Annotated in this window: 12 protein-coding genes; 7 read left to right on the top strand and 5 right to left on the bottom strand. The window is 42.8% G+C overall.

The window, feature by feature from the left end; genetic code table 11:
- Window positions 1-186 precede the first annotated feature (186 nt).
- Together NH399_RS04665 and NH399_RS04660 are read left to right on the top strand one after the other, a co-directional pair.
- The gene (locus NH399_RS04665; RefSeq protein ID WP_253037303.1) at window positions 187-2,298 is read left to right on the top strand and encodes a TonB-dependent siderophore receptor; all 2,112 of its coding nucleotides are present in this window, start codon (window positions 187-189) and stop codon (window positions 2,296-2,298) included.
- Window positions 2,280-3,074 carry a 5'-nucleotidase C-terminal domain-containing protein gene (locus NH399_RS04660; RefSeq protein ID WP_253037302.1) on the top strand — a complete coding sequence of 265 codons (795 nt, stop codon included), beginning with the start codon at window positions 2,280-2,282 and terminating at the stop codon, window positions 3,072-3,074. Before NH399_RS04665 ends, NH399_RS04660 begins: the two co-directional genes overlap by 19 nt.
- A 19-nt stretch (window positions 3,075-3,093) precedes the next feature.
- Here the strand turns inward: NH399_RS04660 and NH399_RS04655 are convergent, their stop codons facing one another.
- Window positions 3,094-4,086, bottom strand: a complete 993-nt coding sequence (locus tag NH399_RS04655; RefSeq protein WP_253037301.1) for a GGDEF domain-containing protein — start codon at window positions 4,084-4,086, stop codon at window positions 3,094-3,096.
- Window positions 4,087-4,525: 439 nt separating this feature from the next.
- Here NH399_RS04655 and NH399_RS04650 point away from each other — a divergent pair, with 439 nt between their 5' ends.
- The gene (locus NH399_RS04650; RefSeq protein WP_253037300.1) at window positions 4,526-5,872 is read left to right on the top strand and encodes a trypsin-like serine protease; all 1,347 of its coding nucleotides are present in this window, start codon (window positions 4,526-4,528) and stop codon (window positions 5,870-5,872) included.
- On the opposite strand, the gene NH399_RS04645 is transcribed toward NH399_RS04650, so the two are convergent.
- Window positions 5,865-6,461, bottom strand: coding sequence for a LysE family translocator (locus tag NH399_RS04645; RefSeq protein WP_253037299.1), 597 nt, complete (start codon window positions 6,459-6,461; stop codon window positions 5,865-5,867). The two genes, NH399_RS04650 and NH399_RS04645, sit on opposite strands and share 8 nt — an antisense overlap.
- A gap of 24 nt (window positions 6,462-6,485) precedes the next feature.
- Entirely contained in the window at window positions 6,486-7,049 is a 564-nt protein-coding gene (locus tag NH399_RS04640; protein ID WP_253037298.1) for an alkylphosphonate utilization protein, read from the bottom strand.
- Between the two features lie 279 nt (window positions 7,050-7,328).
- Here NH399_RS04640 and NH399_RS04635 point away from each other — a divergent pair, with 279 nt between their 5' ends.
- Window positions 7,329-8,486 carry a hypothetical protein gene (locus tag NH399_RS04635; protein ID WP_253037297.1) on the top strand — a complete coding sequence of 386 codons (1,158 nt, stop codon included), beginning with the start codon at window positions 7,329-7,331 and terminating at the stop codon, window positions 8,484-8,486.
- A gap of 20 nt (window positions 8,487-8,506) precedes the next feature.
- A complete protein-coding gene (locus NH399_RS04630; RefSeq protein WP_253037296.1) occupies window positions 8,507-10,645 on the top strand; it encodes a DNRLRE domain-containing protein in 2,139 nt (712 codons plus the stop codon).
- A gap of 26 nt (window positions 10,646-10,671) precedes the next feature.
- Here NH399_RS04630 and NH399_RS04625 read toward each other — a convergent pair whose 3' ends face one another.
- Window positions 10,672-14,733 (bottom strand): two-component regulator propeller domain-containing protein, encoded by a 4,062-nt coding sequence (locus NH399_RS04625; RefSeq protein ID WP_253037295.1) that lies wholly within the window; start codon window positions 14,731-14,733, stop codon window positions 10,672-10,674.
- Between the two features lie 444 nt (window positions 14,734-15,177).
- Here NH399_RS04625 and NH399_RS04620 point away from each other — a divergent pair, with 444 nt between their 5' ends.
- Together NH399_RS04620 and NH399_RS04615 are read left to right on the top strand one after the other, a co-directional pair.
- Entirely contained in the window at window positions 15,178-15,378 is a 201-nt protein-coding gene (locus NH399_RS04620) for a hypothetical protein (RefSeq protein WP_253037294.1), read from the top strand.
- A 205-nt stretch (window positions 15,379-15,583) separates the two neighbouring features.
- Entirely contained in the window at window positions 15,584-15,949 is a 366-nt protein-coding gene (locus NH399_RS04615; RefSeq protein WP_253037293.1) for a cupin domain-containing protein, read from the top strand.
- 44 nt (window positions 15,950-15,993) lie between these two features.
- Here NH399_RS04615 and NH399_RS04610 read toward each other — a convergent pair whose 3' ends face one another.
- Window positions 15,994-17,928, bottom strand: coding sequence for a S9 family peptidase (locus tag NH399_RS04610; RefSeq protein ID WP_253037292.1), 1,935 nt, complete (start codon window positions 17,926-17,928; stop codon window positions 15,994-15,996).
- Window positions 17,929-18,113 lie beyond the last annotated feature (185 nt).

The following is an 18,113-nucleotide window of genomic DNA, read 5'->3' as shown; positions in this document are numbered from 1 at the left end:
AATGCAATAGATCCTGGCTAGTGCTTCAAAAAGTAACTGTTACTTTTATTCCTGTGGTTACAAACCCCATGAATACAGGTGCTTAAAGCGTTCACTGAATGCTGGTTAGTGCTTTGAAACTTTGAATTTTAAGCATTTAGTTTCTAGACTTATTGTATCCCTTCAAGTTTGGAATTCGTGATAAGAATGAGAAGAGTAACCACACTCTCTGTAAGTCTAATAGCGTTGATGTTTACTCCTCATGGTTTTTCTGAATCCGTTGAAGACTCTGAGCTTTTAGGTATGACACTAGAGCAGTTGATGTCGGTTAAGGTGATTACCTCGACTCAACGAGAACAGTCTGTCCATAAAGCACCTTCCGTTGTTACTGTTTTTACCCGTCGCCAGATAGAAGACATTGGCGCCTCACATCTTATTGATATCTTGCGTTTTGCTCCGGGTGTAGAAACCAGTCTTGCACCAGATGGTTTTTATCGTTTGGCTATTCGGGGAGAAAGAAAAGAAGGTAATATTCTCTTTCTGCTCGATGGAATTAAGCTCAATGATCCCTATGACGAGCAAGCATTCTTTGACTTTCCGGCTTACTTAATCAAACAGGTGGAAATTATTCGAGGACCTGGATCTGCCATTTACGGATCTAGTGCAGTTTCTGGTGTTATTAATATTATTTCCAGAAAAGATGGGCCCTCCATTAAGCTGGCTGCTGGTAATGATAACAAAGGGGGCGTCCAGGCCCAGTTTAAGCAGACAACTGCTGATATGGAATTTAGTACGACGCTAGGCATTAAAACATCTGATGGTGACAAACAGCGAGTGGGTGCGAGAGGAAGCATTGCTCCAGTGGGATTGTTTGGTACGACCAATCGTTTTCATAATGAACTTTATGTTAATTCAAAACTTACCATCGCTGACTGGGAGTCTGGTTTATATGTTCATCATCGAGAAAATGGTGACTGGGGTGGACATGCCTTCCAATTGGGAACAAACTCAGATTTTAAGAAAAACAGTTATCACTTTAATTTAAAACGTCGGTTTTTTGCCAGTGATAATTTAATCATTGTGCCATCGCTTTCGATTGCACACTATGACCACGATTATCTATACCAGGACTTACCCGCTGGCTTTACATTTGGAAACAACGTATTCGAAGAAGGGGCTTACACCCGCGAAGAATATCAAATAAACAGAGCCGCCGCTTCGATTAACTTTGATTACACTCTTGGCGAACATTGGTTGATACTCAATGGTCTTATTTTCGAACATCATTCAATGTCTGACTATCAGTTTGCCAGAAACTACAGTGCGCTGTCTTTTACTCCCTTCGATAGTTTTGGCAATCATGACAACGTTTCTTTTGAACAGGCCGGGAGAGATCGAGAGATTGCAGCGGGCTTTTTTCAGGGGCAATATCAAAGCGATAAAACCGAAGTGATTATTGGTGCACGCTTTGATGACTATAATGATTTTGGCAACAGTTTTAACCCTCGTTTGGGTCTCGTCTATAACGCTTCTGACGCGCTGTCTTACAAAGTTCTTTATGCTTCAGCCTTTCGGGCACCCACTATCAAAGAACTGTACGACAACACGCTCGCTGGAAACAACGGGGTTCGGGGAAACGAAAGTTTATCGCCTGAGTCGGTGGATACCTTGGAATTTTCGATTAAGTATGCAAGTCAAAACTACTTGATTCGTATGACTGCCTTTTATAGCGAAACCGATGATGTGATCAGTATTTATGATAAGTCTGGTGCTGGTGGACGCGCTTCTTACGAAAACATTGGGGATTCTGAAAGTTTTGGTATTGAACTGGAGCTTGATATTGCTTTGAACGAACAAGTAAGCCTCTTTGCTAATTACAGCCAACATCGTACGGACTTTCGTTGGTCCGATGCACCGCTCTTTTTTGAGGAGCTACGCTATCAACAAGAAGATGGGCACACACAGCTCGTACACACACCTCGTATACGCGCCAATATGGGCATGAATATTAACTGGGAGTCGTTCCATCTATTTTTAGGTGTGCATTACGGTGGACGAACAGGCCCTAATAATCGCACGGTGGTTGAATCTTTACGGGGACCAAGAGGCAATAACGTTATTATTGATGACTATGTTCAAGGCGAAGCAAACTTGCAATATTTTTTGAACGCCCATCATACCATTTCACTACGAGCTTCATCACTTGGAAACGCTAAGCATTCTGATCCTGATGAATCGTCAAATATTGATACCTTTGGTCTTAATGGTTTAATACAACCACGAAATAATGTTGAGTTAACATGGCAATACGTATTTTGATAACAAAGAGTTGTCGCTTGTTGTTTATGACGGCGACCCTATTTATGGTTCTGAGTTGTTCAGAAGGTAATGAACTTCTTTCGCCAAGAGAAGTCATTGACGATGAAGTTTTGGGCTTCACGACGGTTGAGTTGGATGCCACCAAGGCATTGGTGAGAACTCAAGAAATGCCTATTGGAAATTTCTTAACGGATGCTTTGTATGACCAAGTGACTACCGAAGGTTTCCCTTTAGACTTTGCCTTGGTGAACGGGGGGAATATTCGTTTTAATGCACAAGCCAATCCTGATGCCATTTATCCTATTGGCGAATTGACGCGTGCCGATGTGGATAATATCTTACCGTTTCGTAATACCATAGTGATTGTGACGGCGACGGGGCGAGAAGTAAAACAAGTCTTTGAGCGGGGAGTGGCATCTTTGCCAACGGCCCATGGCGGATTTCTTCAGGTCTCGCGACATATTCAATTGATGATTGATACCAGCCGAGCAGCACAGGTAGTGGATACCGACAGTGTTCCTCCTCAAATTGTGAGTGCTGGTGAACGGGTGGTGTCGTTATTGCTCAATGGAAGTGCGATAGACCCAGACGCAACTTATCGTTTTAGTTTTAACAACTTCAATACGGATGGCGGTGATGGCTATGTGATGTTGGAGGTGCTTCCTCCCGAACGTAAGCAAGATATTGGTTTATTCGAAGACGACTTGTTGGCAAAGTATCTACAATCCGTGTCGGTAGTTTCTCCAATCATCGAGTCACGCTTGATTATTCAGTAACGACTCAAAAATTTCGCGACTACTCAAACCACTCGACATCGCCTTTGGTGTTAGAAATATTGTCTTGTGGCTCAAAGTGAACGATGCGGTTGCGGCCTGAGCTTTTTGCTTCATACAAAGCTCTGTCGGCAACTTCTAAAAGAATGGACATTGGGTAGGAGGGATCAAGTTGCGTATAGCCGATACTGACGGTGATTCGATTCGAAGGAAACTGATATTCTTCGACTCGTTTTCTAAATCGCTCCAAGGCGACGTTAATACCTTCTCTATTGGTTTGATTGATAATAACTAAAAATTCTTCTCCGCCATAACGGAACAAAAAGTCAGAGTATCGAAACACATCTTCCATCAGGCTAGAAAACAAAAGCAATACTTCATCACCATAAAGGTGGCCAAAGTTATCGTTAATTTGTTTGAAGTGATCAATATCCAATATAGCTATCCAGGACTGCGCATCGCAATCGCTGCTTTCTTTATTTCGATAGAAATCCAGTACCTGATTCAGTACTAAATCCATGGTTTGTCGATTGTGCAAGCGTGTTAAGGGATCACGCTCTTTGGCGTCGAGCAGGGCTACCTGATTATTATAAATCTGATAGATACCACGGATCATCACCTGATCTTGTTCGCTGGCTTCTCCTTGAACAAGCACAACCCGAACGGGTTTGATTTCTTTACCTAATGTCATCACCAGATAATCACTGTCATCTTCGTTGATGGTCATGATTCCAGGTTCGATATTGGGAATAATTTTATTCAGTAGGGGGGTGTTTCTGTCTTGATAGTCTTGATCCAATGACAGAGGGAAGCGTCGAATCAAAAAGTCTGTATGGCTAGAGATCTCATCTGAGCGTTTGGCGATGGTGCCAAATACTTCGTAGGAAGTGACATCTTCAATCCCATGAAATTCTTTGAGAATACTAATAAGCTTTTGCGTTAGATCAAAATACGTTTGATACTGCAAAAGCTGAGCGGCCAGATTAAAAGCTTTTTCTATGTCGCTGTATGGCATTGTATCTCCAAGATTTGCAACATCCCCAATTTCGGCCTCTCTTTTGAATACTAACGTTTTAATCTAATGGATTATTTTGTAAAAACCACAGCTGAATTATAGTCAAGAATTACCAATAAAGGCAGATTTATATTTGAGATAGCCTGTCCGTATCTTAAGGGTCGACGATTCTGCAAACTAAAAGTAAACAGAATGGTTCTACAAGTCTTAAACAAAAGGATCTGCAAAAGGTTTGCCAGTTTTTAACTGATTGATTTTATTGAAAATCTCGTTGTTGCGATAGGTGAGCTTATTTTTCTCATTCTATTTGTAAAGAAAGCGGACGTTTTTTATTGCTGGTGGAGTGAACTAGCTGCTTACAAGCCTTTACAGGCACTTACACACAAGTAAAGTCAAGTTGCTTATATTGGATGGACCGATAGAAATAGGGGAAAAGCTTATGAAACTGCGTTGGATGATTGTGTGTACCTTTGCACTTTTGTTGTCATTACCGAGTGATGCTATAAACCGAAGGGCAGATGTGGATGTTTCTTTATATCGAGAGTTGGCATTGAACTTTCCTGCCGTGGGAGCGGTTGGTTTAGACAGCCCAACAGGGCAAGGTGGTTGCTCTGGTACATTAGTGAAGCCTAATTTGGTACTGACCGCAGCCCATTGTGTTCATGATATTAATGATGCGGGTCAAGAAGAGTTTCCTATTGGTCTAGATCGATACGTCGTATTTTCTAACGGGAATGACTACACATCGGATGCATCACCTGAGAGCGCGAAGATCATTCGCATTCAACATATTGATGGCTGGATATCAAACAACGCTTTTTTTCGCAGCAAAGACATTGCGGTGTTAACGCTTGATAGATCCATCACCAGTATTCCGACGATGGCAGTAGAAAACACAACAGTGCCCTATGTAGGAGAAGTGTTTTTAGTTGGATACGGCATGTCGGGTACTGGGCTAGCTAACGAACCTGACGCCAGCAGTACCGAGCGTCGCGCAGCCAAGAATGTTGTACAACATCGTATCGCACAAGACTCATCTGACACTCAGCTAAGAGGCGCTATCGTATTTGACTTTGATCATCCCAATGAAGAGTCTCGTTATAACAGTCTTCAGTCCCATTATGGTTTTCAATCATCGGCTAAACCCTTAGCGTTAGAAGGTGCAACCAATGGAGGCGATAGTGGTGGACCTATGCTAATAGAAAAGAACGGGCGCTACTATGTAATCGCGGTAACCAGTGGCGGAGGTAATCCCTTGTCTCAGGATGAAGATAAAATGTCACTGTATGGAGCGATTGGAGAACATGCGGATTTGGCCGCAGATGACATCCAAAACTTTTTGATATGCACTGGCGTTATTGGTGATAATCCACAAGACAATTGTGGTCAGTTTGATCGCCGGAGTAACGGTGGTAATAATGTTGCTCCACAAATTACAGGCCAATCCGTATTAACGATGCAGCAAGGACAATCGATTACTTTGGCATTGTCTCATTTGTCGGTGACCGATCCAGACAGTAATTTCCCTGCGGCATTCAGTTTAACAGTGCTGGATGGAAATAGTTATTCGCACAGTGGTTTGACGGTAACACCTAGTGCCAATTTTACTGGAACACTCAAGGTCAAAGTAAAAGTGAGTGATGGACAGTCCGACAGTAATGTCTTCGACTTAAACATAAACGTACAGGCAAAAAGCACCTCTAGTAGTGGCGGAGGAGGCAGTTTCAACTTTGTGATTTTATGTTTGCTGGGACTTCGTCTTGTTATGATGCGCCGGGTTAACTAGCGAGGGTGTATCCCACTGACAACACCATCAATAATGCAAAAAAGTATCGCAGTCGTTTGGCGTAGGTAGGGTGAGCAAAAAGAGGACGTAACCATGAGCCCGCGCCTAGCCAGATCATGTCTACCAGCGTTGCAATACCCAGGCATACCAATGCCGTGACCAAAAAGCTAACAGAGGCTGAAGAATAGGGCAGAGTAAACTGGGAGAATATGGCAAAAAACGCAGCGTAGGCTTTAGGGTTTAACAAGTTGAGAATAAATCCATCCAATGCTGATGGTGCGACCGCTTCCTCTGAGTTGGTATCGATCACTGGAGCGGTTGCGACTCGATAAGCAATATACACAATATAACCTGCGCCGAGCCATTGCATTGCTGTTCGTAACGATGGATACCATTCGAATAACGAAAGTACGCCCAGGCTTGCGCCAATGATGACAAATAGAAGACCTGTAAGTATTCCGATCAAAAAAGGCGCGCCACGCTTAATACCAAAGGTTGCTCCCGTTGCAGCAAGCGATAGTGTTGCTGGGCCGGGAGTGCCAAGTAATAAACCGGTCGTTATACAGAGTGCTAGCAGGGCATCAAACATGGCTGGTCCTAAGATCAACGGGCTTTAGGATTTTTTAACGTACTTAGTCAATATGACAATACGTACTCCGTTAACTCTCCCTTCGATGTGCTCTGGGTTCGAAGTTAACGAAATGTTTCTGACTGCCGTTCCTCGCTTTGCTGTAAATCCTGTGCCTTTAACATCCAGATCTTTGATTAAAGTGACGCTATCTCCAGCAGATAAAAGTGCGCCATTACTATCCAGAGTAGGTGTTGTGTCGTCGTCTACTTCAGATTCGGCCCAGGCTTTTACATCTTCTTCCAGATACAGCATATCGAGCAGATCTTGCGCCCAGCTCTCTGTTGATAATCGATTTAGCATACGCCAAGCCATGACTTGAACAGCAGGAGTCTGGCTCCACATACTGTCATTCAGGCAGCGCCAGTGATTCACATTTATCTCGGCAGTTTTTTCTATTTGAGTTTTGCAAGAGTCGCACAGAAGCACACACTTATCAGAGTCGGGATCGGTGGCTGGTGGAATTTCGTACACACTGAGTTCAGTTTTGGCTGTGCATAACTCGCACTGACCATGACTACGTTGCAAAAGCGTATCTTTAATGTTCATAAAAAGGTCACATAGCAAATTTCCAAAGTCTATTATGCCTGTGTCTGTATTCAATGTGTAGTCAACTCGCAATGTAATGCGATTTCTCATTTTGATAAAAAGGTAGGCAAAAGCCTCCTCTCTGGTTTTATTTGAGATGCTTGTTGACATCAGTATGTAACAAATTTTAAGCAATTAAATTTCATAATTGTTATTGCTTTCTTAAGCACTAACCAAACGGTTTATTGTGGTCTATAAATTGTTTTCCATAACAAAAAATCAAATAACAAAGGTCTATTTATGTTTAAACAATACGGTCGTTTTTTGACGACAGTTGTGTGTGTTTTGTTTGTCACACAACTGATGGCACACCCTGGATACTATGGTACTGCTTTTCATGCCCACACGATTGATCAGGCATTAGCGGTTGCAGCAAAAGAAAACAAGCTCGTTTTTATTCATGTCAGTGATAACGACCGCGGTTGGCGTCATTTTCGCTGGCCGAACAAAGAGTCATCTGGGTTGATAGACTTGCTGGTTCGTGAAACAGTTATCGTTGAACTTAATATCAAAAAAGATGCTGCTCAACTGGCTGCGTTTGACATATCAACGCCACAAATCTTGATTGTAGATAGTCGGCAAAAAGTATTGGAGCAATTATCAGAACACGCCGTTGTTGAACTGGTTCAAGATCGCATATCACAGTATGTAACCAGCGAAGATGGCTTGGCTCGTATCGACGCGGCACTAGCCTCGGGTAATAATCCTTTTTTTAATCGAGAACGTAAGGCAGCGGCATTAGCGTTGGCAGGAAAAGTCGATGCCTCTATCAAGCAATACCAAATTTGTTTGCAGGAATCGATGGCCGATGCGTCACTAGCGGCAAAGAGCCGTCGACCACAAGTCATTGGTGCTATGTTAACGCTCGCCGAAAAATATCCTGCAGCAAAACAAGCCTTATTAAAAGGCCGCCAACGAGGAGCCGACCATTTAAGCGCTTATCCTAACAACTCAAAGCTCAGCAGTGATATTGCCCGTATTGATCTTGCTCTTAACCAAAAACAAGCATCTATGAAACTTTTTAAGCGTTTGCCTCAGGGGAGTCGTGCGCGCAATGGAATGTTCGACTATATCAGTGAGGATTTACAGCAAAAACAACAGTATGAAGAGTTGTTGTCTTTGATTGAGCCGCTTAAAGCGATTCAAGGTGAGATCACTTTATATCAACGTAACAAAATTTTGCATCCCGTTTCTGCTGAACGTGGAAACAAGCGTGGATCACGCGCCTTTGTTATTCAGCGTGGTCTTATGATTGCAGAAGCATTAGCTGCCGTTCAACGTGACGAAGATTATCAGTCTGTGGTGAACGAGTTAGTTCAATTCGACCAATCGAAGTCGGTACGTAAAAGCTTGCAGAAAGCATTGCTTCGTGCTGGCCGAACTGACCTTTCACAATAACAAGACGGAGATCTATCATCATGAAACTCATTAAGAAAAATAAAATCGGTTTAGCCGTCTTGGCTGTCATCAGTGGATTGGCAAGTGCGAATGAATTTTCGGTCGTGGCATTACCTGATACGCAGAAATACTCCGAGAAATATCCTGATATTTATAAAGCACAAACTCAGTGGGTTGCTGATAATCATTCGTTATACAACATTTTATTTGTGACTCATCTGGGTGATATTGTTGAAGAAGCCGCAACGATTTCTCAATGGGAAAATGCTAATCGCGCCATGACGGTGTTGGATGATGCCAATGTACCCTATGGTGTGGTGGGAGGAAATCACGACTTTCTTTATCCTGGCGATTATTATGATCCTGATGGTACTAACTACTTGCGCTACTTTAGTCCCAGTCGCTATGAAGACAAGCCTTGGTTTGGTGGTTCTTCTCCCAGTGGTTTAAGTAGTTATCAGATCATTGAGTCTAATGGTCAACAATATCTTTTCATTCATATTTTGATGGAAACACCATCAGAAGAACTGGCTTGGGCACAAGGCGTTTTGAATCAACATAAAGAGTTGCCTACCTGGGTGAGTACGCATCGTTATTTATTCGATTGGTCTATATTAGGAGCAGGGCGTTACACCGACTTTAACTATACATTTGAACCTTTGTATCGTCATGATGGTATGAAATCGAATGACTTCTTTAATAACTTTGTTGCGGCTAATCGCCAGATTTATCTGGTTCACTGTGGACACAATCATTCGGAATATCGTCAAACCAGCAAAAACCAGTTTGGCGCGACCGTTCATGAAGTATTAGCTGATTATCAAAGTGGACCGAATGGTGGTGATGGTTGGTTACGTTTATATACTTTCCAACCCGATCACGATCGTATTCAAGGCGAAACCTATTCACCAACACGTAAAGAATGGGATACGGACAGTGACAGTCGCTTCACGTTGAACGTTGATTTTGATACCTACCGAGGTACACCGTCGGAGCATTTTATTACACTGCAAGAAGGACTCAATGGCTATAGCGGTACTCGTGATACCTGGATCAATAATGCAGAAAAAAACACCAGCTATGGCAATCGTGGCGAGTTAGTCGTCGATGATGATACGCGCAACTCCTGGTGGAAGGATTATCCTGGCCAGACTTTATTACAGTTCACGGATATGGTTCAGGGGGCCTATCGGGAAGGTGATCCTGCACCAACACGTATTCCTAGTAACGCTGTTATAGTGAATGCTGAGTTGAGTGTTAACCTAAAAGACGATCAGGATTCAGGAAATACCACTTATCGAGTTTACCCTATGACTCGTAGCTGGAATGAAGACGCTACCTGGAACAGCATGGGAGACGGTATTCAAGTTGGCAGCGAAACAGGCGGTCAGATAGGCAGTTTTAAAGGCGATAATAATCCAAACAACAATGCTATTCGAACTATGAATATTACTTCAACGGTACAAGGATGGCTGAGTGGTAGTAACAATTACGGTGTCGCGATTCTGCGTGATAATACCACTGGCAATGATGATGGTATTGAGCTTTATTCATCTGACTCAGGTGAAAGTGTGTTGCGTCCCAAGTTATCGGTTCAAGTGACTTATCAGGCATTGAATGTTGCTCCAACGGTAGTTCAAAAGTTGGAAGCATCCTCTTTAGTCGTCAATGAAGGCGAAGAAGTTAATTTATCAATAGCCGCCCAAGATCCTAATCAACGTGATCCTTTAGTCTTTATGCTCGAGGGGCAGTCGATTGGTTTTGCTACGGGCAGTGGAGCCGTAGAACATCACATGCTAATGGAAGACGAGGGAGTGTATCGTTTTTCTAGCCAGGTGAAAGATGATGAAGCTTTGGTTGATTCTGGTGACGTGGAGATAACCGTAAGAAATCTGCCTCCTGTCATTATCAAAATGACAGAAGATAAAGTCGTTTCTCGCGGTGAGCTCTTCAGCTTTAACGTAACGGCGGCAGATCCAGGCGCTCTTGATGTGATCAGTTATGCCTGGGACTTAGACGATGATGGGCAGTTTGATGATGTGTTGCAAGCACAAGGAAAAACTCGGTTCAATTTGCCGGGTAAGTACCCTGTGCGGGTAAAAGTCAGTGATGATGACGGTGGATTTGTTATTAAATCCTTTACTGTAGTTGTTCGATAAGTCAATAAGCAAGGAGAGTGAACGAATCACTCTCCTTGTGTTTCACTCGCAGGTGCAATTTCTTGCTTGGTTTTTTGTTGTTGCCAGGCTTTGGGCGTCATTCCAAAGTAGGCTTTAAAGCAGCTACTAAAATAGGTGGGATTCGAAAAGCCAACGGAGTAGGCTATCTCACTGATTAGCTGATTTTGCTTAAGTTGGTGGCTGGCCTGTTGTAAGCGATAAGTTCGGATGTAGTCTGGCACACTCTGATTAAGCAGTGCTTTTATTTTTCGTTGCAATTGACTGTCACTCATGGCCAGGCTTTTACTAAGAAACTTGGCGCTCAGTTCTGGGTCTGTGTAGTTGTCCTGAACTAAGGTTTTAAGTTTATCCAAAAACGCATGATCACGTTCGTTCAATGCTTCTATCTTATTGGTATTGTTGTTGGTAATGCTCTTACTAAGCCGTTGGCTCAGGATGCGACGAATATTAAGCAGGTTTTGACATCTCGTGACCAGTTCTTTTGCACTGAAAGGTTTATTAAAGAACTCATCAATTTCACTTTGCCAGGCTTGTAATCGAGTACTGGGTTCGGAACTGGCTGTTAACATGATGATTGGAATATGGGAGGTGCGAGTATCGTTGCGGATGACTTTAGAAAATTCAAAGCCGTCTTTTTTTGGCATCATCAGATCCGTAATAATTAAGTCGGGCACTTCTTGCATCGCTTTAGCTATACCTTCTTCACCATTGTTCGCGTAGATGCAGTTGAAATAAGGACTTAACGCTTGAATGATATATTGCTGCATGTCGGCATGATCTTCGACTATCAGTACAGTTACATCTTGGGCTGGAGATTTTTCTTGTCCTTCATTTTGTTGCAAGACAGCTGTCGTTTGTGGCATCAAACTATCAACTTCCTGCTGTGTTGCTTGTTGTGTCGTTGTTTCTGTTATGCCCGCGGATCTTTTATTGATATGACCAGGAAGATACACGCTAAAGCAACTGCCTTTTCCTATTGTGCTCGATAACTCTATACGACCACCATAGTACTCGACCATTTGTTTGACTAATGCCAGGCCGATACCAGCACCCGGTATTTTTGGGGTAGATTCCTGTTGCTCCAGACGAACAAAACGTTCAAATATTTTGGCTTGATGCTCAGGTGCGATACCTATTCCATTGTCGATAAACTGTATGCAGAGTAACTGGGTTGCTTCATCCCATTCTGTGAGAATTTGAATATGGCCGCCATTAGAAGTGTACTTAACTGCGTTAGAGAATAAGTTGATCAGTATTTTTTCTAATGCATCTAATGGCAACAATGCCTCTGCATTGTCCGTTAGTCGAAGTGTTAGCTCAAGCTGGTGTTGTTGCAACAAACTATCAAACTGGTTTGTCATATTGGTAATCAACGGGTTAATAGCGACAGGAGAAGAGGGCTGATTAGGCGCGGATTCCAGTCGCGCCATATCGAGCAGTTGGTCAACCATTCTTAATAAACGTTTGGCATTATTTAAAACAGGTCCAACAACGGTTTTAATGCCTTTGTAACGAGATTCATCATGCAGCTGAGTTAATGGGCCAAGAATTAATGTCAATGGAGTACGAAATTCGTGAGAAACATTCGCAAAAAGTTCATCTTTTTTTGCGAGTAGGTGTTCAATGGTTTTCTTTTGATCAATGATTTCTTCGAGTCTTTCTTCAACCAGTTGTTCTAGATGGGCTGCCTGGGTTTTAAGTCGTCGTGTTCGTAGGGTGACAATGACGTAGATAAGTAATAAGGCTAACAAGACGTAGAGTACATAAGCTTGTGTGGTTTGCCAAAGTGGAGGGTTAATCGTGACTGACAGTGTTTTTTGTGCCTCATCATTTGCTGAGTAATCATTTGCTAGTGCAATATGAAAACGGTAATCTCCCGGTGGCAGGTTATTATATTGGAATTGGTTTGCCGTACCTAGCTGCGTCCATTGTTTGTCCCAATTGTCGAGCTTGATTTTGTATCGTTGGCGCTCGGGACGGTTGTAATCGAGTTGAGAGAATACAAATTGCAGTGTGTTTTGATAATAATCTAACTGTAGATGCTCGAGTGTGTTGAGGTTTTCTGCACTGGACCATGGTTGGTGGTTTACATTCAAAGCCGTTAATACCAGGTTGGGAGTGACGGGGCTTCCATGAATGTGTTGTGGATGCAGTCGATTGAGTCCATCAATAGTACCAAGCCAGAGCACACCATCTTGATCCATGGTACTGGCGCGCATGGGCATGCGACTGAATAAACCTTCTTTCTCTCCGTAGTTCTGTATGAGTACTCCTTCTGAGTTGACCACGGATAAACCTCGCATAGTTGCCACCCAAAAATGGTGTTTGTTGGCATCTTCTGTGATCGAGAGGGTGTTGCTTGATGCCAAACCGTTTCTTTCACTATAGCAGTTGAAGTCTTGCTGTTTTTCGTTAAATCGACCCAGTCCATTATCGGTTGCAAACCAGAGATTGGATTGAGAATCTTGAAAAATTTCATTGATGATGCGGCCACATAAACTGTGTTTGTTTTTCTGTGAGGCTTTGTAGTGTGTGAAGTCATTCGAGTCGGGGCTATCCAGACGACTAAGGCCTAGTACGGTAGCTGCCCATACACGTTGTTGCCTATCCACTTTCACCTCGACAACAATATCATCGAGCAAAGAGCCCACATTATCTTTTGAGCGAAGGTATTGCTGGCTTTTATTGGTTGCCGGATCAAAACGAAACAGGCCATGACTCACTGTGCCTAGCCACATTCTATCTTGTGCATCTATGTCTAAAGCGATGACTGGAATTTGAGCGAGTTGCTGCGGATCGTGAGCGTTGGGGAAGCGCTGAACAAAGCGACGAGAGTACTCATTATATTGATAGAGTCCGCGTGATGTCGCAAACCAGAGAGTACCATCACTGCTTTCGACGATATCACTAAAAATACCCATTTGCAGCAGGTTACCCTGTTCATCGAACAGAGGAATGGATTGTTTAGTCTTGCTCACCAGATCAATCGCATACACTTCTTGATCCATGGCAACCCAAAGACGTTTGCGACTATCGTTGAATAGGGTATGGATGGACTTACCAATAAAGTTGATATTGTCTTTGTATTCTTTTTCGTCAAATAAAAAGGTTTCTACTTCGGGATCGTAGATCGCTATTTGACCACTGCCTCGAGTAGCAATCCAGATGTGACCATTACGATCTTCAAAAAGCTGACTGATTTCAAAATCGTTTAATGTTTGGTGGGCGACATTGTAAGGCGTGTACTGGATAACATTGGATGAGTTGGCATGTATTTTATAAAGAGATCCCAGATTGGCGATCCAAATATTGTTTTGTTGATCATGTAACAGGGCTGAGGTCAGTTCATTGGCTCCAAAACTGAGTAAAGGCGTTGTGGTTTGAAGCTCGGTGTCGTAGCGGTACAAGCGATCATCGGCACCTCGTATATAAAGATGGCGGCCAATAGCTTGAAGGTATTTCGCGTTATGGCACACTTTCTTTAGTACCAGTGGTAGATCGTTCGTTATTTTTTTCTCATCAATATGATAAAGCGCACAATCATCCTCATAGCGGACGATTAAAATTTGGTCATCGCTAATCATATCGAAGGTGGTGATCAGCGGCCGCTCAAATCCATGAGAAAGGAAGCTTTGATAGAGATCAATTTTTCTCATTAACTGAGAGTCTTGCTCGAAATAATGCACATGGTAATCGTTTAAGTACCAGACATTCCCTTGCTTATCCTGTTTAAAAACAGGTTTACGAGATAATTCAAACTCCGCCATGACATGGAATTCTTGCTTTGCGATGTCGAATTTTAGAATGCCAGAAATACTGGCGAGCCATAGGTGATTATTGTTGTCGGCAAACAGAGTATGAAAATCCGTATGGGGATTGCTTTTGGGGTCGTCAGGGTTGTGTTGAAAGACCTTCATGGAGTAGCCATCAAAACGATGTAAGGCTTTGTTGGTGATGAGCCACATATATCCTTGAGCATCTTGAGCAAAATCGATGATTTTTGAGCCAACTAAACCTGCTTCAGGTCCCACTTGACGGATAGGGAGAGCGCCAGATTTTGTGGTCATTTGAGCGAGGGTAGAATGTGTTAGTAGGAGACATAAAGTAAACAACACTGTCCTGATTAAAAACATCGAAAATCGCATCCTGATTTATTATTTTGGGTGTAGCACGCTGCTAACTATTGGCGTTTCTTGTTGGTGTTCTGATTATCCCTATTCCCCGTTTTCTCTTCAAGCGCTCGTGCTCTTGCGTCAAGCTTTGTGAGCCAGTTCACATTATGGTTTTTGTGCGCTTTATTTTGGATTTTAAGCCGTTTTTTTTAACGTGTTAATCTCATTAAACACCGCGCCAGGCCGCTTCTGTCGGTGACTTGCCGGAAATTTTAAATCTCTTGCTGGTTTTTTTAATGGTGGCTGGGAGCATCGTTGTTATAGTGATTTCTACGCAGGCTACGTAACTAAGCGAGTTTATCCATGGCGTTGATTGCTCGTTCAATGGAGGAGAGTGTGTTGAGTCGAAATCGAGTTAAACCGCAGGAATCTTTTGACTTACCTGGATGTTTTTATGTGGATGACTTTGGTTATTTTTATAGGCATAAAAACCACAAGGAGCAGGGACCATTTGGTTCTAAAACCGCTGCTTATTGTGACTGGTTGCTCAGCGTGGAAATTGAGCAAATGGTGAAGGACATTAACTTCGACATGGCGTAGACCTCGTAACCGAAAACGCAGACAAGGAAAAAAGTTCAAAGGACTGTATTCGACAGAGCGGCCACAGGGACGTGGCGCTCTTATTTTAAGACTTAACAGATGGAGCGCTGTTTGTTGATAGCACCTGCGATGAGAAGGGCTTTTCTTCTGTCATGATATTTGTCATAGTTTGTATTAACGTATTTCGATATGAGAAAGATATATCATGAGCGCGATTAATCTTGACGAAAAATTTTCGCTATTTAATGAACATTGGACACCCAAAATTGTTGCTGAATCTAATGGTCAGTTAGTGAAGTTAGCAAAAGGGCAAGGAGAGCTTGTCTGGCACAGCCACGAACACGAAGATGAATTGTTTTTGGTGATCAAAGGGCAACTCACATTGCGCATGAAGCAAGGGGATGTGGTTCTCAATCCAGGAGAAATGTATGTGGTACCTAAAGGTGTTGAGCACAGTCCTTTAGCAACAGAAGAAACGCACTTTATGATGATTGAACCTGCGTCAACGGCACACACTGGAACGCTTAAGGTTGATGCGACGGTAGATATTGACGAGCAGGATTGGATATGAATGATGCGCGCCTGAGAATATAGGCAGGCGCGCATTTGAGCTTTTTATTGATGGATATATTTATTAATGAACTCAAGTGAGCGACGATAGAACTCTATTCGGTTGTCTTCGTTATAGAAGCCGTGACCTTCAGTTTCTTTGAACATCCACTCATAAGGCATATTACGTTTTTCGAGAGCGGCTTTTAGCAAGTGGGCCTGTCTTGGAGTGACTCGTTCGTCTTTACCGCCATGAACGATAAACACCGGTGTTTTAAGTTTATCGATATAGGTCAAAGGCGATTCTTTTTTCAACAAGTTTTCATCTTCACCGTAAACTCTCGCTGCTTTTTTAGACACTGAATCGATCTTTCCATAGTCTGAATTTTTTTCTTGTTTTACAGCATCATAAACACCTGCCGCAGCAATGGAGCACTTAAATAAATCAGGTTCAATCAGAGGAGCCATAAGGGCTGAGTAGCCACCAAAACTCCAGCCCATGATGCACACTTTACTATCATGAACTTGATCGAGAGACTGAGCCCAACGTGTCGCGTCAATAATATCATGTTGTATCATGGTGCTGCGTTTTTGGTAGGCTTGTGCTTCGTAATGTGCACCATAACCCCCTGAGCCACGATAATTGACCTGCAATACAGCATAACCATTATTGGCTAGCATTTGCACTGTGCTGTCAAAGCCCCACTCATCCTGCACGCCGTAGGGGCCTCCGTGAACATAGACAATCATAGGGACTGGTTTTTTTAAATCATTGGGTAGCGTAATGTAGCCATAAATCGTAGTATCGTCGCGATTTTTTATAGAGAAGGGTTCCATCAAAGCCATTTGACTAGGCTTAATCCAGTCTCGCACTTTGAACAGGTGCATGGCTTTTTTAGTTTCACTATTAAAGAGGTAAAAGTCTCCCGGGTTGGTATCGCTGGACGCATGAATAACCCATTCTTTTTTATCTGCTGTATTTGAAGTAATCGAAATATTTTGACCGTTAAAGGCTTTTAACAAACTTTTGTGTAAGCGAGCAAAGGGTGAGCTGGTATCAAGATATTGTGTCTCAATATAGCCCGGCATTGTTTGCACACCAACGATAGTCTGCGTGACGGGTTCGCGAATCAAACGATAAATATCGGAAGTTTTATCTTGAAAACGCTTCTTTAGCTTTTTACTAGTAAGGTCATACTCAAATAATTCCTGCGTATCACCATCTTTGTAGCGGCTCAAATAAATGCGTTGATTATCGCTGTGCATAGACAATGGTTGGAATTGATTGAGCTCGCTTTCTGCTGGAATCAATTGCCAGGAATTGTCTTCAAATAAAAATCGCTTTTTTTCACCCTCTCGATTGGTTCCGCTGGCGATTACTGGCTTGCCTGTAGAGTCGAATAAAATACGCATATTGCCGAAGGGAGTGCGGGTAATACGAGTACGCTTACCACTATAGATGTTCAACTTAAAAACACTGATGCCTGTGTCTAAATCGCCTCCAAAATTTCGAGCTGTTACCAGTATGTGTTTTGGGTCATCAGGTAAGATATGACGGATAGTGCCCGCGGCTTGAATTGGTCCACGGTTTTTGCTGCCACGTGTGGTCCCACCGTCATAGGCACGATAGCCAAAAATAACGCTCTTTTGCGTACCATTAATATTGGCCGCAAATATTTGACCGTCTGTTGTGCCCTGAGATAATCGAGAGCGTTTGAAGTGCCGAGTGAATATGATTCGCTCGTTGTTAGCCCAGTAGAATCGGTCAATGTGTTCTGTTGCGGTCAGTTTGTAGATGTGTTTTACCCGCATATTAGCGCGGTCAATGATAAGGAGAGCGCTTCTATCTTCCAACGGAGCAGTTGCTGCATAGTGTTTACCATCAGGGGACAGCTTGATGCTGTTGTACTGTGATTGCTTTGCAAAATCCTCGATTGGAAGTGGTGCAGCGAGTACTGCATGGCTGAGCAGAACCAAGCCAAAATAAAGTAATGCTTTCATATAAAATGTCCTATTAATATCTTTTGCGTCATTGCACTGTTTGTTATCAGATATTGAGCTTCCTACCCAAAGAAGGCCAAGATAATATCATTTTCAGTCTCTGCTGTCTTTGCCGAAATAAGGAGAAAAATGGAGCCTCCGCAAGATTCCGGCCAAAGATTGAGCTCGTGGGTAAAAATGATTAA

The organism is Pleionea sp. CnH1-48 (genome assembly GCF_024124665.1).
Taxonomy (GTDB): Bacteria; Pseudomonadota; Gammaproteobacteria; order Enterobacterales; family Kangiellaceae; genus JAMXSB01.
This window is presented reverse-complemented; position numbering and strand designations above follow the sequence as displayed.

What these genes read in the sequence shown, in the direction of transcription:
- NH399_RS04655 (WP_253037301.1), bottom strand. Translation starts at nt 4,086, where the DNA reads ATGCCATACAGCGACATAGAAAAAGCTTTTAATCTGGCCGCTCAGCTT.
- NH399_RS04610 (WP_253037292.1), bottom strand. Translation starts at nt 17,928, where the DNA reads ATGAAAGCATTACTTTATTTTGGCTTGGTTCTGCTCAGCCATGCAGTA.
- NH399_RS04630 (WP_253037296.1), top strand. Translation starts at nt 8,507, where the DNA reads ATGAAACTCATTAAGAAAAATAAAATCGGTTTAGCCGTCTTGGCTGTC.
- NH399_RS04635 (WP_253037297.1), top strand. Translation starts at nt 7,329, where the DNA reads ATGTTTAAACAATACGGTCGTTTTTTGACGACAGTTGTGTGTGTTTTG.
- NH399_RS04640 (WP_253037298.1), bottom strand. Translation starts at nt 7,049, where the DNA reads ATGAACATTAAAGATACGCTTTTGCAACGTAGTCATGGTCAGTGCGAG.
- NH399_RS04650 (WP_253037300.1), top strand. Translation starts at nt 4,526, where the DNA reads ATGAAACTGCGTTGGATGATTGTGTGTACCTTTGCACTTTTGTTGTCA.
- NH399_RS04665 (WP_253037303.1), top strand. Translation starts at nt 187, where the DNA reads ATGAGAAGAGTAACCACACTCTCTGTAAGTCTAATAGCGTTGATGTTT.
- NH399_RS04645 (WP_253037299.1), bottom strand. Translation starts at nt 6,461, where the DNA reads ATGTTTGATGCCCTGCTAGCACTCTGTATAACGACCGGTTTATTACTT.
- NH399_RS04615 (WP_253037293.1), top strand. Translation starts at nt 15,584, where the DNA reads ATGAGCGCGATTAATCTTGACGAAAAATTTTCGCTATTTAATGAACAT.
- NH399_RS04660 (WP_253037302.1), top strand. Translation starts at nt 2,280, where the DNA reads ATGGCAATACGTATTTTGATAACAAAGAGTTGTCGCTTGTTGTTTATG.
- NH399_RS04625 (WP_253037295.1), bottom strand. Translation starts at nt 14,733, where the DNA reads ATGACCACAAAATCTGGCGCTCTCCCTATCCGTCAAGTGGGACCTGAA.